The sequence below is a fragment of the Halomonas sp. M20 genome, assembly GCF_020622265.1.
GTDB lineage: Bacteria > Pseudomonadota > Gammaproteobacteria > Pseudomonadales > Halomonadaceae > Modicisalibacter.
The window spans coordinates 224894-238785 of record NZ_JACNMQ010000003.1 but is presented as its reverse complement, the minus strand read 5'-3'; the positions used below and the strand labels follow the sequence as shown (position 1 = coordinate 238785).

General features: G+C 60.6%; 16 protein-coding genes. 7 read left to right on the top strand and 9 right to left on the bottom strand.

Annotation, left to right across the window (positions count from 1 at the left end; all coding sequences use genetic code 11):
* Window positions 1-98 precede the first annotated feature (98 nt).
* The 3 genes from H7850_RS10030 to H7850_RS10020 are packed head-to-tail and all read left to right on the top strand — an operon-like array spanning window position 99 to window position 1873.
* A complete protein-coding gene (locus tag H7850_RS10030; protein WP_227369389.1) occupies window positions 99-965 on the top strand; it encodes an MBL fold metallo-hydrolase in 867 nt (288 codons plus the stop codon).
* A gap of 24 nt (window positions 966-989) precedes the next feature.
* Window positions 990-1463, top strand: a complete 474-nt coding sequence (locus tag H7850_RS10025) for a YeeE/YedE family protein (protein WP_227369388.1) — start codon at window positions 990-992, stop codon at window positions 1461-1463.
* Window positions 1460-1873, top strand: coding sequence for a DUF6691 family protein (locus H7850_RS10020; protein WP_227369387.1), 414 nt, complete (start codon window positions 1460-1462; stop codon window positions 1871-1873). The genes H7850_RS10025 and H7850_RS10020 overlap by 4 nt, the downstream gene beginning before the upstream one ends.
* Before the next feature lie 16 nt (window positions 1874-1889).
* Here the strand turns inward: H7850_RS10020 and dsbG are convergent, their stop codons facing one another.
* Both dsbG and dsbD read right to left on the bottom strand, forming a co-directional pair.
* Window positions 1890-2669 (bottom strand): thiol:disulfide interchange protein DsbG, encoded by a 780-nt coding sequence (gene dsbG / locus H7850_RS10015; RefSeq protein WP_227369386.1) that lies wholly within the window; start codon window positions 2667-2669, stop codon window positions 1890-1892.
* Between the two features lie 44 nt (window positions 2670-2713).
* Window positions 2714-4666: a protein-disulfide reductase DsbD gene (gene dsbD, locus H7850_RS10010; RefSeq protein ID WP_227369385.1), complete on the bottom strand. Its 1953-nt coding sequence runs from the start codon at window positions 4664-4666 to the stop codon at window positions 2714-2716.
* A 387-nt stretch (window positions 4667-5053) separates the two neighbouring features.
* Here dsbD and H7850_RS10005 point away from each other — a divergent pair, with 387 nt between their 5' ends.
* From H7850_RS10005 to H7850_RS09990, 4 genes are read left to right on the top strand one after another with little or no spacing between them, the layout of a single operon-like run.
* Entirely contained in the window at window positions 5054-6145 is a 1092-nt protein-coding gene (locus H7850_RS10005) for an acyl-CoA dehydrogenase family protein (protein ID WP_227369384.1), read from the top strand.
* Window positions 6142-6903, top strand: coding sequence for a PIG-L deacetylase family protein (locus H7850_RS10000; protein ID WP_227369383.1), 762 nt, complete (start codon window positions 6142-6144; stop codon window positions 6901-6903). The genes H7850_RS10005 and H7850_RS10000 overlap by 4 nt, the downstream gene beginning before the upstream one ends.
* Window positions 6900-7499 (top strand): class I SAM-dependent methyltransferase, encoded by a 600-nt coding sequence (locus H7850_RS09995; protein ID WP_227369382.1) that lies wholly within the window; start codon window positions 6900-6902, stop codon window positions 7497-7499. The genes H7850_RS10000 and H7850_RS09995 overlap by 4 nt, the downstream gene beginning before the upstream one ends.
* A 30-nt stretch (window positions 7500-7529) precedes the next feature.
* Window positions 7530-8204: a glycosyltransferase gene (locus H7850_RS09990; protein WP_227369381.1), complete on the top strand. Its 675-nt coding sequence runs from the start codon at window positions 7530-7532 to the stop codon at window positions 8202-8204.
* A gap of 123 nt (window positions 8205-8327) precedes the next feature.
* On the opposite strand, the gene H7850_RS09985 is transcribed toward H7850_RS09990, so the two are convergent.
* From H7850_RS09985 to H7850_RS09955, 7 genes are all read right to left on the bottom strand, one after another.
* Window positions 8328-8906, bottom strand: a complete 579-nt coding sequence (locus H7850_RS09985) for an SCO family protein (RefSeq protein ID WP_227369380.1) — start codon at window positions 8904-8906, stop codon at window positions 8328-8330.
* Entirely contained in the window at window positions 8906-9355 is a 450-nt protein-coding gene (locus H7850_RS09980) for a copper chaperone PCu(A)C (RefSeq protein WP_227369379.1), read from the bottom strand. The genes H7850_RS09985 and H7850_RS09980 overlap by 1 nt, the downstream gene beginning before the upstream one ends.
* A gap of 169 nt (window positions 9356-9524) precedes the next feature.
* A complete protein-coding gene (locus H7850_RS09975) occupies window positions 9525-10295 on the bottom strand; it encodes a M15 family metallopeptidase (RefSeq protein ID WP_227369378.1) in 771 nt (256 codons plus the stop codon).
* A gap of 4 nt (window positions 10296-10299) precedes the next feature.
* The gene (locus tag H7850_RS09970) at window positions 10300-11577 is read right to left on the bottom strand and encodes a TRAP transporter large permease (RefSeq protein ID WP_227369377.1); all 1278 of its coding nucleotides are present in this window, start codon (window positions 11575-11577) and stop codon (window positions 10300-10302) included.
* On the bottom strand, window positions 11574-12077 hold the full coding sequence (locus H7850_RS09965) for a TRAP transporter small permease (RefSeq protein WP_227369376.1): 504 nt from the start codon (window positions 12075-12077) through the stop codon (window positions 11574-11576). Before H7850_RS09965 ends, H7850_RS09970 begins: the two co-directional genes overlap by 4 nt.
* Before the next feature lie 21 nt (window positions 12078-12098).
* The gene (dctP, locus tag H7850_RS09960; protein WP_227369375.1) at window positions 12099-13136 is read right to left on the bottom strand and encodes a TRAP transporter substrate-binding protein DctP; all 1038 of its coding nucleotides are present in this window, start codon (window positions 13134-13136) and stop codon (window positions 12099-12101) included.
* A gap of 173 nt (window positions 13137-13309) precedes the next feature.
* A complete protein-coding gene (locus tag H7850_RS09955; protein WP_227369374.1) occupies window positions 13310-13864 on the bottom strand; it encodes a carboxymuconolactone decarboxylase family protein in 555 nt (184 codons plus the stop codon).
* Window positions 13865-13892 lie beyond the last annotated feature (28 nt).

The following is a 13892-nucleotide window of genomic DNA, read 5'->3' as shown; positions in this document are numbered from 1 at the left end:
CTTCGGCTTGCTTTATGCTAAAAATGCCTAACGTTAGAACTAATTTTAAGATCTTTGGTCTGCATCTTGAATGATGCCAATGAATCTGGAGGCCTACCATGTGTAATCCAGTTGTGACTCACTTCTTCGACGAGCCCACCAGCACGTTCAGCTATGTCGTTCAGGACCCGAGCAGTAATGCCTGCGCAATCATCGATTCGGTACTCGATTTCGATTACGCCGCGGGGCGTACCGACGTACGTTCCGCCGACGCCATCATCGATTTCATTCAGCACCATGATTTATCCGTCGAGTGGGTACTCGAGACCCACGTGCATGCCGACCATCTTTCCGCCGCGCCCTATTTGCACGCGAAGCTGGGAGGCAAGACCGGTATCGGTGCCAGAATCCGCGAGGTCCAGGAGACCTTTGGCAAGGCCTTCAACGCCGGCACCGAGTTTGCCCGGGACGGCAGCCAGTTCGATCGTCTGTTCGAAGAGGGTGACACCTTCACTATCGGCGGTCTGAAAGCCCGGGTGCTGCATACCCCCGGGCACACCCCCGCCTGCCTCACTTACGTGATAGGCGACGCCGCCTTCGTCGGCGATACCCTGTTCATGCCGGATTACGGCACGGCGCGTTGCGATTTCCCAGGTGGCAACGCCCGCACCCTGTATCGCTCGATCCAGAAGGTACTGGCGCTACCCGGCGAGACCCGACTGTTCCTGTGTCATGACTACAAGGCGCCCGGCCGCGAAGAGTATCAGCACCAGACCACAGTAGCTGAACAGCGGGCGAACAATGTTCATGTGCATGAAGGCATCGATGAGGATGATTTCGTCAAAATGCGCACCGAGCGGGACGCTACTTTGAACATGCCCAAGCTGATTCTACCCTCGGTGCAGGTCAACATGCGCGCCGGACAACTGCCGCCCCCAGAGGACAACGATCAGGTCTATATCAAAGTGCCTATCAATCTGTTCTGAAACGGTTAATAAAGGAGAGTTCATGTGGATGTGACGGCCACTATTCATGGTCTGATCGGCGGTGTTCTGATCGGCCTGTCCGCCGTATGGCTGATGGCGACCCTCGGGCGTATCGCCGGTATCAGCGGCATTCTGTCGGGGCTTTTGACCCGTAGCAGTCCAGGCGATTCCGCTTGGCGGTTGACCTTTTTTCTGGGGCTGATCAGCGGCCCGCTTATCCTGATGCTGCTGGGCAGTGGCCTGGGTGAAGGGCTAGGCAACGTAGTCAATGCTCCCGCCAAGGTAATCGGCGAGCCTGCCGGAGGCATCGGTCTGATGCTGCTGGCCGGCCTGCTGGTCGGGGTCGGCACCGGTATCGGGGGAGGCTGCACCAGCGGTCATGGCGTCTGCGGCATGGCGCGCCTATCGACGCGTTCGATCGTTGCGACCGTTACCTTCCTGCTGGTGGCCATGCTGACCGTCTATGTGACACGACACGCAATCGGAGGTGGCGCATGAAAGCGCTAATGGGTTACATCGCTGGATTGCTGTTCGGCCTGGGACTGGCGATTAGCGGCATGACCGACCCCGCTCGGGTGCTGGGCTTCCTTGACGTTGCCGGCGCCTGGGACCCAACGCTCATATTCGTGCTGGGCGGAGCCGTGGTCACGACCTTCATCGGTTACCGGCTGGTGCTGCGCCGCGACCGGCCCCTGGTGGCACAAGGCTTTCAACTGCCGACCCGGCGCGACCTGGATGGACGCCTGATCGGTGGCGCGGCGCTATTCGGCATCGGCTGGGGGCTCTCCGGCTACTGCCCGGGGCCGGCATTCGCCTCCATCGCCGGCATCACGCCGCCGCTCGTTGCCATGCTCGCAACCATGATCGGCGGATGGTTTCTGGCGCGTAAGCTGCCGGCAAAAGCCTGACGCTGCTGGAATCCGGTCAAGGCTTGGGCGAGCCCATCATTTTTACCAGCTCGTCCTCGCCGGGTGCGCCCTGTGTTACCGATAACCGATCGTTTTCTCCCGCATGATAAAAGGTGCTGGGCGTGGCGTTCAGCCCTAGAGAGCTCATCAACTGATTGTTGGCGAACAATTCGTCTTCTTCTTCCTTGGGCAGCTTATCAAGCAACGCCACCTCGTCACCGTTTTGATGGTCGCGAAGTGCCTGGGTAGGATCATCGGCGGCAAGCAGGGCAATCGCCTTCAGCGGGCTATCCTTTTTGAGAATACCCACCATGACATGACGCAGTTGCACTTTGCCGGCTTCCACCCAGGGCCGTGTCTGCTTGAAGAACTTATGACAATAGGGACAGTTGGGATCGGTGAAGGTATAGAGCACACGCTCGGCGTCATCATCGCCATCGGCGATCCAGGTGCTTTCCTCGAGCTGTTGCCACAGTGCCGCATCCTGCGGCCCGCCCACTAGCTTGGCCAGGGGCTCGGCGGAAAGATCGTTACCCTGGGCATCCAGCAATGTCCCGACGATGGCATGCTGACCGTCCTCGGTGACATAGACCGCCACTTCACGGCCTTGCACGCTGGCAGCGTAGCCGGTCAGTCCTGCCGGGGTCTCGAAGCGCTCATGCACCGTCAAGCCCTGCTTTTCCAACGCCTGAACCGGTGCCGGCCACTTCGACTCCTGAGCCATACCGTCCAAGGGCCAGAGTAGCCCTGTCAGAACAACGATCAGCAAACCGTGGCCCAGGTGATTATCGATCATGGAAACTCCTTTTATGACGTAAGTGGCGCTCTTACCCTCTCGACTCAAGACGTGCTCCGCTCCCCTTCCCGGGCTTGATCAAGCCGTTCGAGAAACGCCTCGGCACTGATTTCACCGACAATGCGCTGACCACGACGCTCCTTGCCATCAGGGCCAATCAGCATGATGGTGGGCGGTCCGAGCACGCCATACGCCTTGAGCATGGCCTTGTCGGCGGCATCGTTCTCGGTCACGTCCGGGCGCAGCAGCTGCATGCTCGCCAACTCCTTCTGTACTCGAGGATCACCGAACACCTCTTCCTCGATCACCTTGCAGGAGATGCACCACTCGGCGTAGTAATCGACCAGAGTCCATTGGCCACGCTCGCCGGCAAGATCGAGCTTGCGCGACATATCGGCGAGATCCTCCACCTGCGCAAAGCGGGCCATGAAGTCTTCTTGAACGCCAGCGCCTGCCGGAGCCGACTGGAGAAACGCCAGAGGCCGGTAGGGATCGTCACCGCCGCCAGCGCTGCCCACCAGCATCACCGCCCCCCACAGCCCCAGTACCAGACCAGCACTGCGAGCAATCAACTGCCCCGGGCTCGGCACGGTAGCCTGGCTCGCCTGCCATAGCGCGACGGCGATTCCCACGAGCCAGGCACCCCACAGCCCCAATTCGATGCTGCTCGGGATGACCCGGGCGACAAACCAGATGGCCATGCCCAGCAGCACGAACCCGAATAGCACCTTGACCCGGGTCATCCAGGCCCCGGGGCGGGGTAGCAAACGTGCGCCCAGCGCCCCGACGAGCAGCAGCGGCGCGCCCATGCCCAGCCCCAACGCCAGCAACACACTACCGCCCAGCAGTGCATCGCCGCTATCCGCGATATACAAAAGCGCCCCGGCAAGAGGGGCGGTCATGCAGGGGCCGACCAGTATCGCCGAGAGCGTTCCCATCGCCGCGGCGCCCCCCAGGGTGCCGCCGCGCTGGCGCTGCTGCATGTTATCGAGGCGCTGACGCAGCGCCTGGGGCAACTGCAACTCGAAAAGTCCGAACATGGCCAGGGCCAGCACCACGAACAGCAACGCGAACACGCCCAACACCCAGGGGGTTTGCAGCATCGCCTGTAGATTGGCGCCGGCCAGGGCGGCGATGACGCCGATCACGGCATAGGTCAGGGCCATGGGCAGCACGAAGGCAATCGACAGCAGCAGGCCGCGCTTGGCTCCCGCGCCGGAACCCACCACCAGGCTCGACAGGATCGGCACCATCGGCAGCACACAGGGCGTGAACGTCAACAGCAACCCCATGCCGAAGAAAGCTGCCAAGGCCCAGCCAAACGAGGCATCGGATAGCTGCGCGGCCAGGAATTGGTCTTCGCCCAGCGCGGTATTGTTACCCTGAGGATTAGCGACCGCAGCATTCTGCTCGGGCTCGGGCTCGGGCTCAAATTCTGGCTCGGTCGTGGCCGGACTGCCGGCGCTTGATTCGCTGGAGCCAAACCACGAGCCAGACTCTGAGCTAGAGCTAGCGCCAGAACCACTCAGGGACGAGAAAAAACCGCCTCCCGCCAGCTTACCGTTCTCGAGGCTCATGTTGGCTAGATCCAAGGTATCGCGCTGCGGGGCATAACAGAGGCCATCCTCGGCGCAGCCCTGCCAGGTCAGCGCCAGGCGTTCGGCTTCCTGGGGGTCGACCCGTACCTCGAGTTCCTCGTAATAGACCTCGGATTCGCCGAAGTACTCGTCGCTGATGATCCGGCCATCGCGCAGAGAGAACGGCGCGATGGCGGAAGACTCGCCCTCGATGCCCAGGCGCTTGCGATAGAGGTAATAGCCCGGCGCGATCTCCCAACGCAGAACCACCTCGCCGTCCTGCTTTTCCGCATGTAGCTTGAAGGCCTTGTCGACGGGCAGGAAGTCCTGATTCGCGGCGAGCCCCCCCTGACTCAACACGACCAATATCAACGGTAATAGAAACCGTATAAACAAACGTGACAGAGCACTGTCCGGCATCTGACCACTCCTCCAAAAACAGACCACTGTGTCGACCGGTACGAAAAAACTAAATAAGTGATGCACCCATGAGGCGCGGAAAAGCGCTTGAATTCTTCATTGAAAAAGCGAAACAGGACTTATTGATCTTATGAAGGGCCGGATCGTCTGCAGCCCCCATCTTCTCGTAACGTCAGCGATGCTTGACCATGGGGGGGTCGATCGGCGCACCTATAATATCATTTACCTCTGAAATTTACCTGAATCGCCTTCACCGGTCCGAATGGGCAACCCAAAATGGCAGCAAAGACGTGTGAAACGGCAAGGCACGCAAGCCTCAACACAACCGAGGTTATCGTGATAGCCGTGCTAAGCTGACAGGATAAAAAAATCTAAAGAGGAAAATCCATGGCCACGGAATCGGCTTCTCACTCCTTGTCATCCAGCCCCGCAAGCGCCGAGCATCGAGATCGGATCGTTGCGGATCCGGCTCTGCACTCAAGAGTGCCTGCCACCGATATCGATACGCTTGCGGCGTTGCTGGCGCATCTGATCGACACCGGCGCCGACCACCTGCCGCTGCCCGGCCAAGGCGGCACCTTGAGCCGCTGGCAGACTCTTGCCGATGTGGCCGGTCTCGATCTTTCCTTGGTCAAGCTCTTCGAGGGCCATACCGATGCGCTGGCCATCATCGCCGAACATGAAGCCGACGCCCTGGTACCCGCCGATGGCCAGTGGGGTATGTGGGCCGCAGAGCCGCCGTTTGCGCGTGTGGCGATAGAGCAAACGGGCGATGAATGCGATGCCAGCGGCAGTGATGTGACGATTTCCGGTCGCAAGGCCTGGTGTTCCGGTGCACCGATTCTGACCCATGGTTTGATGACCGCTTGGCAGAACGACGCCCAGCGTCTGGTAGCGGTAGCGCTGGATCAGCCCGGGGTGAACGTCACCGATAGGGGCTGGGAGGCGGTAGGTATGGCCGCCACTGCCAGCGTCGAGGTGGAGTTCGATCACGCCCGGGCGCTGCTCATCGGCCCTGCCGGGGGCTATCTCGAACGCCCCGGGTTCTGGCAGGGTGGCGCCGGCATTGCCGCCTGCTGGTTTGGCGGCGCCCGCGCCCTGGGGGAGACGCTGCGCGCTCGGGCCAAAGGCAATGACAACCCCCATTTACTGGCGCACCTGGGCGCAGTAGATGTGGCCCTGGAAAGCGCTCGGGCCACGCTGCGCGAAGCCGCTCGCTGGATCGATGCACATCCCCGAGAGAGCGCGCAGCTTATCGCCATGCGTGCCCGGGCCGTAATCGAAAACGCCGTGAATGAGGTAATCCATCATACCGGTCGCGCCCTGGGGGCGGGGCCCTATTGCCGTGACCCGGCTTTCGCCCAGCGCATGGCGGATCTGCCGGTGTTTCTGCGCCAAAGCCACGCCGAGCGCGACCTTGAAGCATTGGGCCGCGAGTTGGCGGCTGCGGAGGCCTCGCCCTGGGGGCTGAGCCCATGAGCATGAACGATAACCGGCGCATCGTCGGCGAAGGCACTCCCGAGAGCGACTGGCTCGCCTGGCCGGGTCTGCTCGACATGCCCGCCGCCGAAGCCTCAGCGCTGGTACCCGCGGGAAGCCGCATCGTCATGGTGGCGCCGCATCCGGATGACGAGATAGTGGGCTGCGCGGGTTTGCTGATGCAGCTGGCCGCCCTCGGCCATGAGATACTGATTCTTGGCGTCACCGACGGCACCGGCAGTCATCCTGGCTCTGGCTACTGGACCCCGGAGCGTCTGGCCAAGGCCCGCCCACAAGAAAGCCTACGTGCCCTCGAATACTTGGGACTCGCCAAGGTGCCTATCCTGCGACTGGGACTGATCGACACACGAGTGACGCAAGAGCGAGCCGCGCTGATCGCGCACCTTGACGATCATCTTCAACCCGACGACATCCTGGTGACCACCTGGCGCGGCGATGGCCATCCGGATCATGAGGCAACCGGCCAGGCCTGCGCCGAGGTAGCCAGCACCAAGGGGTGCTCCCTCATCGAGTTGCCGATCTGGACCTGGCACTGGGCAAGCCCCGGGGACCCTCGCGTCCCCTGGGAGCGCGCTCGGCGTATTGAACTCAGCCTCGATCAATACGAGCGCAAGTGCACCGCTCTGGAGGCTCACGTCAGCCAGCTCACTGCGGATGACACGACCGAGCAAGGACCGGTGCTGGCGCCTTTTGCGTTGGCGCGACTGCTGCGCCCTTTCGAGGTGCTGTTTCTATGAGCTTCACGAAGGATGATTTCGATACGCTCTACGCCCAAAGCCCCGACCCTTGGGGCTACGAGCATCGCTGGTACGAGGCGCGCAAGCGCGCTCTGTGCCTTGCCATGCTGACCCGCCCCTATTACAAGCGCGTATTCGAACCTGGCTGCTCGATTGGTGTGATGAGCGAGGCGCTTCTGGAGCGCTGCGATACCCTGTTGGGCTGGGATTTGAGTGCCGCCGCTCTCGAAACCGCTCGCAAGCGTCTGGCTCAGCATAAGCATGTGACCCTGGAACAGCATCGACTGCCGGATACCTGGCCCGAGGGCAAGTACGATCTGGTAGTATTCAGTGAGCTGGGGTACTTTCTCGATCGCTCGGCAATGGATGTCGCTGTTACACGCCTCTCGGCGCTTCTTGAAGATGGCGGTGAAGTACTGGCCTGCCACTGGCGTCATCCTATCGAAGGCGGCGAAATCGATGGCGAGACGGTACATCGCCTAATCAACGAGGGCAGCGGACTGACTCGTCTGAGTCAGCATCTGGAAGAAGACGTCATCATCGAGCTGTGGTCTAAAGAAAAAAGCTCCGTGGCTCGACGCGATGGCTTGATATGAGATCGTTCATCACAGGGAAGTGAGATCGCCATGATCGGTATCGTCGTACCCGTGCACAACGAACAAGACCACCTGCATTGTTGCCTGAATGCCTTGACGGTCGCCGCCGAGCACTTTTCTTACATTCAAAAGGAGGCGGTGGAGATCGTTCTGGTGCTGGATACCTGCACCGATGATTCTGCGGCCATTGCCACTACTTTTCCCGTTCGTGTAATCGAAGTCGAACATACCAACGTGGGTATGGCGCGGCACATCGGTGCATGCTGGCTACTCGAGCATGGGGCGCGCTGGCTGGCTTTCACCGATGCGGACAGCGAAGTCAGCCACGATTGGCTGAGCAGCCAGTGCGAACTTGATTGCGATGCCGTGTGCGGCAACATTCGCCTGGCGCAATGGTCCCAACTACCCGTCGTTCAGCGCAAGCGCTACCTGGCGCATCTGCGTGGCAGTGACCCTCGGCGCATTTACGGCGCCAATCTGGGCGTGTGCGCCAACGCCTACCGTGCGGTAGGCGGCTTTGAACCCCGTCGTGCTCACGAAGATGTGCATCTGGTGCGCGCACTCCAAGCCGGCGGCTTTCGTATCGTCTGGAACGCCGCTTCCTATGTCCTCACCAGCGCTCGCTGCAAGGCGCGGGCGCCAGAAGGCTTGGGGGCTTTGTTGCAATCGCTGGAGGTACCCGGCATGGAGAGGGAAAGTCTATGACGGCCTTGGCGGCATCGCGTCGTCGTGGCTGATTAACGAGGTGATGACAGAGGGCTCCGCGGTCAGATCGTGTACGGACTGGCCCTGCCCGAGCGCAGTGCCAGCCTCAGGCCAGGGCTGCCATCACCCGCGCGCCAGCAGCCGCTGCAAATCGTCGACGACCGCGGGCCTGGGATCGCTCTCCCGGATCAACAACTGCGCCTCCCCGTCACGAGTGAAGGCAAACACGGCGCTGGAGTGCGAGACGTCGTAGTTGCCTTCGGCGTCCTTGTCGCCATAGCCGTAGGTGACGTGGTACCGGCGCGTCAACGCATCCAGCGCGGCCCTATCGCCGGTCAAACCTACGAACTCGGGGCCGAAGGCGGTAGTATAGTCGTGTAGCGTTTCCGGATCGTCCCGAGCCGGATCGACGGATACGAACAATACTCGCAGTTCGTCCTGCGTCTCTTCTCCCAGTTCATTCGCCGCCGCCGCGAGCTGGGCAAGTGTCGTCGGACACACGTCGGGACAATGAGTGAAGCCGAAATAAAGCAGCGTGACCTGGCCACGGTAGGCCTCGGCACTGACGGTCTTGCCATTTTCATTGACGAGCTCGAAGGCCAGTGGCGGCATGAGCCCGGAAATATCCTTGGTTCGCCAGCCTGGATCGGAACAGCCGACGAGCCCAGCCAGAGCCAACAACATCAATAGCGTATGGCGCATCATTCCTCCTGGGTGAAAGTCGGCGAAACGACACGAAAGGTGACCGGCAAGCGCTGCTCGTCGACGAACTCGAGGGTGACGCTCGCCTCATCGCCCACCTCAAGGGGCCGAGTACGCTCCATGAACATGAGGTGATACCCACCCGGGGCGAAACGCACCCGTTCACCGGGGGCCAGCGTCAACTGCTTCATGCGCTTCATGGAGGCCGTACCGTTGTTTTCACTACTTTCGTGCATCACCACCCGCTCGAAGGCGGCGCTTTTCGCCCCGACCAGCACATGTCGAGTATCGCCGGTATTGCGCAGATCGAAATAACCTGCCGCGGGCAACTCTCCGGGCAGCAGCCGCAAGTGGGCGTTGTCGACGGCAAGTTCCGCCGCCGCTCCCGCCAGCGGCAACCACAGCCACGCCGTCAGGCCCCACATCAAGTGCCTCTTAAACCATTGCATCGCGTTTCTCCATGGCTAAGGACGCCTTGTTATCCTGGCTCTATCACGTCCTCCTACGGCGTTTAGAAGCCAACGCCTATCCTGCGGTGGGGTGCTTTGAATCGCGCCGTTCTCATGAAGACATGCATTGGGTGCGTACGCTCCGGCCAGGGTGCCGATGAGGCATCCATTATAACTGCCGACGCCAGCGACTCTCGATCGTCTCCAGTTCCGCTGGGCCATATAGCGCCCGCTCGTGACCACCATACAAGGCCCACAGCTGATCGCCGAAATCAAAATGCCACCATTCGTTGGGCAGGTTGGTGAAGCCTTGTTCGTGCATGCGGTAATACAACAAGCGGCGGCGATCCCTCACTAGGCGCTGGCGATCATTGAGATCATCGTCTTGACCTTCGAAATAGTCACTATGAGAGGCCGGTACGGCCTCGTCGAACAGGGTTCCCATATCGAGCATGAGACCATCCGCGTCGCATAGGGTCACGTCTACCGCGCCACCGGTCAAATGCGGACTGGGTGCCCGTGAATCGGTGCTGGGCACGGAGACGAATTCGCGGGTGCGTGAAAGGAGCTCCGTATCGTCGGCGTCAGGATGACGAGAGCGAATCGCCTCCTGGAGCGTATCGAACAGATACTGCTGTACCCGCCAGGGGCGCCAGCCATCAAGCACCACCAGGCCAAAGCCCTGAGGCAGTGAACGCGCCACGCCAAGCAGGCGCCGGTAAATCTCTTCTCGCACATAGCAGTCGGGCACCGCGCCGGGAAGGCCTTGCTTGGCATAGACGGGAAACGTCTTGAGCGGCTCCGGGGCCAGGCTTACCGGCACTAGTGGCGCGTCGTCCGCGGCGATGGGTATACGACTCAAGGCTCCCCATTCGGGCCCGGGCTGACTGGGAATCGGCGGCAGCCCCTCGCTTGCGAAGGCAGAAACAGTCTCACTCATTGCATTATCCAAGTACGGTCGGCAGCCACAGGGTCAGAGGCGGGAAAAGAATCAATATCAGCAGCACCAGTATCGCGGTCAGCACGAAAGGCCAAATGGTCCTGAACAGCGCAGTGATCTCGAGTCGACTGACCGCCGCCGCAACGAAGACGCAGGCTCCCATGGGAGGCGTAATCAAGGCAATGGTGATATTCAAGGTAATGATGATGCCAAGATGCACCGGATCAATGTTCGCCATCATCGCTACCGGGGCGAAGATCGGAGTCAGCAGCATCAGCGCCGAAACTTCTTCCATGAACATGCCGGTGACGAAAGTAATACCGCTGAGCATCAGCAGCACTAGAATCGGCTGATCGGTATAGGGCGCCAGCAGTTCGACGAACTGAGTAGGCACCTGGGCATAGGAGAGTAGCCAGCTGATTGTCGCCGAGGCCGCCATGATCAGGAAGATCGCCGAGGTGAGCCGTGTCGTCTCGACGATCGCTCTCCAAAAATCAGCAAGGCACAGATTGCCCAAAGCAATACCGCACAAGGCCACGTAGAGCGCGGTCAGCGCGCCGGATTCCGTCGGGGTGACGAAGCCCAATACGATGCCGGCGACGATGATGAACGGCGCAATCAATGCCGGCAAGGCCGCCAGTGCCGCCTTGCCAAGCTCGGAGGCCCCAGGCCACCCGCCGCGTTTGGTCAAGCCCTTGCGCCAGGCGTAAAAGGCATTCATCGCCATGAAGGCCACCCCCAGCACCAGCCCGGGAATCACCCCGGCCAGGAACAGATCCCCCACGGAGGTATTGGTCAGCGAAGCATACAGGATCATGAAGATGCTGGGCGGAATGATCGGCCCGATCAGCGAACTGCCCGCGGTCAGCCCGGCAGCGAAGGCAGTGGAGTAGCCCTCCTTACGCATGGGCGGCACCAGTAGCGAACCCAACGCCGAGGTATCCGCCACGGCGGAGCCGTTGACCCCGGCAAAGAACACGCTCGACACCACGTTGACGTGGCCCATGCCGCCGCGCAGATGGCCGACCAGTAGGCGCGCCAGCCCCATCAAACGCTCGGTCAGTCCGCTCGCGTTCATCAGGTTGCCGGCCAGGATGAATAGCGGAATCGCCATCAGTGAGAAGACGTTGATGCCGCCGAAGAACTGCTGCGGCATCATGCGCGCTATCATCGCCGGATCGACGAATAGAAAGCCCACTACCGCTGTCGTCAGCAGGGCGAGGAACAGCGGCAGACCGAGCAGTACGTGCACCAGGAAGACCGCCAGCATGGTGAGGGTCATGCGTCCTGCTCCACCAGCGCCTTCAGCGGTGCCGGCCCGTACCATAAGGCATGCCAGGCCAGCAGGGCGAAGCCGATGGGCATCGACATCATAGGAATGGTGCGACTGATGCCCAGGCCTGAGCTAGTGAACATGGCTACCGACTGGGCATAGCGATAGCTGAACAGGGCGCCGCCGATGGCAAGTGCCAGGGTCAGTAGCCATTGGTAAAGATTGAGCAGTCGACATAGTGGCGTCGGTAATAGCCGCTCGATCAAGGCGACCCGCATATGGCCGCCTTCCACCCAGACTGCACCGGCGGCCAGTAGCACGGCGCCGATGATCAGAAAGCGCGCCAGCTCATCCGTCCAGATGGGGGCGCCGCCAGCGAGATAACGCAGGAAGACCGCATAGAGGATGACCCCCAGGTTGATCAGCAACAGGGCGCTGGCAATCGTCAGCGATACCGCTCGACTGATCGTCAGCACCCGCTCTCGCATCGCAAACAGGGTGTTAGACATGGAAGGCCCTGACCCACGTTATCACTGCGCCAACTGCGTCATGCCGGCGTCATCAAGGGCCAGGTCGATCCAACGCTGCTCGATATTCTGCTTTTTCAGCCACTCAAGATAAGCTGGCTGGCCCTGCTCACGAAAGGCATTCAGGTTCTCCTCGGATGGCTCAATGACCTGCATACCCTGCTCTTCAAGATAGGCGATGCGCTCATCCACCTTGGCCTCGTTGTGTTTCCGGGCCATGGTGTTGGCCTCATCGACCGCCTCCAGAAAGGCCTGGCGGGTCTTCTCGTCCCAGCCGTCGAGCATGGCCCCATTGCCCACCAGGAACTGATCCGAGTACTGGATGTTGGCCAGGGTCAGATAATCCTGCACTTCGTAGAGGCTGCCCATGATGATGTACATCGGCGGATTCATCTGCCCATCAGCCACGCCGGTACGTAGGGCCATATAGACCTCGGTCCAGGGAATCGGCGTTCCCGAAGCGCCGAAGGCTTCGTAGAGCGCTACCTGGCTGGGGTCCATGGCACGAAAGCGCAGTCCTTGAAAATCCTCCGGGGTACGAATGGGCTTTTCATTGTTGGTAAAGGCTAGAAAACCGCCCTCCTCGACCACCGCCAGCATCTCGATGCCGGTACGCTCGCGCAGGGTCTCGTCGAATGTCTTCCAGTAACTGCCCCCGTCGAAGAAGGTCCGTGCAGCCTCGAAATCCTCGAACAGGAAGGGAATCGCGCTGACGAAAATTTCCGGCATCACCGGCGATATCCCTGCAAAGGACGCGATATTCAGATTCGGCGAACTCATGGTCTGCTCCATGCGCGCCTGCTCCTCGCCGAGCTGGCTGTTGGGATAGAGCCTGAGCTCGAGTTCGCCACCGGTCTTCTCTGCCACCAGTTCCTTGAGATTGGTGGCGAACACGTGCACCGCGTTCTTCTCCGGGTCAGGCGCACCGTTGTAGCTCAGGTTCACGGTGGTTGCTGCCTGGACAGATCCGACCATAAGTGAAGCACCGAACAGGCAAACCGCTCCCACGGTTGATGACAGTGAACGCTGCAGAAGTGACATGGACCTCTCCTTGTTGTTGTGCGGATTTCATCTGCATCCACTGGCAGTATCGGCAGACCCGCCAATAATGTCGAGTTCATACAGGATGAACAGAGTGGCATAAAAAAAGCGACTCTCTAAAGAGAGCCGCCTGAAGCACAAGGAACATTCTACTCAGGATTCAACGGAACCACTCAGCCCTGCTTGTGCCATTCAAAGCGCTTGAACGGCTCATCGATCGGCGTCTGGGCTAGATGGTTGGTGTAGTTACTCATCACCTTCTGAGCCAGGCCGAGCACGACTTCCAGCACCTGGCGCTGGGTATAGCCGGCGTCCAGGAAGCGTTTGACCGTGGCATCGTCGACTTCGCCACGCTGACGTACCATCGCTAAGGTGAAATCGCGCAGGGCTTCGAGTTTTTCGTTCGGCAGCGAGGTCTCGTTACGCAATGCTTCGGTGACCTCGTCATCGACCTTCATCTGCTTGGCTATGCCAGTATGCGCCGGCACGCAGTAGTGACAGGCATGCTCGACGTTGATCGTCTGCCATACCACCGTCTGTTCATTGGCATCGAAGCTAGTTTCAGTGAACAACTGGTGAAGCTGCTGATAACCCTGAAGCAGCCCCGGTGCTTCAGCCATCACCGCATGCAGATTGGGGATCATGCCCGCGGCATTGATCGAGTTATCCAGCAGCTTCTGGCTTTGCTCAGGAGCGCTATCTTTATTGTGCAGAGTAAAGTCGGTCATGCTCGTGTCTCCTTGGGAATCGGCATTG

What these genes read in the sequence shown, in the direction of transcription:
- H7850_RS10030 (WP_227369389.1), top strand. Translation starts at nt 99, where the DNA reads ATGTGTAATCCAGTTGTGACTCACTTCTTCGACGAGCCCACCAGCACG.
- H7850_RS10020 (WP_227369387.1), top strand. Translation starts at nt 1,460, where the DNA reads ATGAAAGCGCTAATGGGTTACATCGCTGGATTGCTGTTCGGCCTGGGA.
- dsbG (WP_227369386.1), bottom strand. Translation starts at nt 2,669, where the DNA reads ATGATCGATAATCACCTGGGCCACGGTTTGCTGATCGTTGTTCTGACA.
- dsbD (WP_227369385.1), bottom strand. Translation starts at nt 4,666, where the DNA reads ATGCCGGACAGTGCTCTGTCACGTTTGTTTATACGGTTTCTATTACCG.
- H7850_RS10005 (WP_227369384.1), top strand. Translation starts at nt 5,054, where the DNA reads ATGGCCACGGAATCGGCTTCTCACTCCTTGTCATCCAGCCCCGCAAGC.
- H7850_RS10000 (WP_227369383.1), top strand. Translation starts at nt 6,142, where the DNA reads ATGAGCATGAACGATAACCGGCGCATCGTCGGCGAAGGCACTCCCGAG.
- H7850_RS09995 (WP_227369382.1), top strand. Translation starts at nt 6,900, where the DNA reads ATGAGCTTCACGAAGGATGATTTCGATACGCTCTACGCCCAAAGCCCC.
- H7850_RS09990 (WP_227369381.1), top strand. Translation starts at nt 7,530, where the DNA reads ATGATCGGTATCGTCGTACCCGTGCACAACGAACAAGACCACCTGCAT.
- H7850_RS09985 (WP_227369380.1), bottom strand. Translation starts at nt 8,906, where the DNA reads ATGCGCCATACGCTATTGATGTTGTTGGCTCTGGCTGGGCTCGTCGGC.
- H7850_RS09980 (WP_227369379.1), bottom strand. Translation starts at nt 9,355, where the DNA reads ATGCAATGGTTTAAGAGGCACTTGATGTGGGGCCTGACGGCGTGGCTG.
- H7850_RS09975 (WP_227369378.1), bottom strand. Translation starts at nt 10,295, where the DNA reads ATGAGTGAGACTGTTTCTGCCTTCGCAAGCGAGGGGCTGCCGCCGATT.
- H7850_RS09970 (WP_227369377.1), bottom strand. Translation starts at nt 11,577, where the DNA reads ATGACCCTCACCATGCTGGCGGTCTTCCTGGTGCACGTACTGCTCGGT.
- H7850_RS09965 (WP_227369376.1), bottom strand. Translation starts at nt 12,077, where the DNA reads ATGTCTAACACCCTGTTTGCGATGCGAGAGCGGGTGCTGACGATCAGT.
- dctP (WP_227369375.1), bottom strand. Translation starts at nt 13,136, where the DNA reads ATGTCACTTCTGCAGCGTTCACTGTCATCAACCGTGGGAGCGGTTTGC.
- H7850_RS09955 (WP_227369374.1), bottom strand. Translation starts at nt 13,864, where the DNA reads ATGACCGACTTTACTCTGCACAATAAAGATAGCGCTCCTGAGCAAAGC.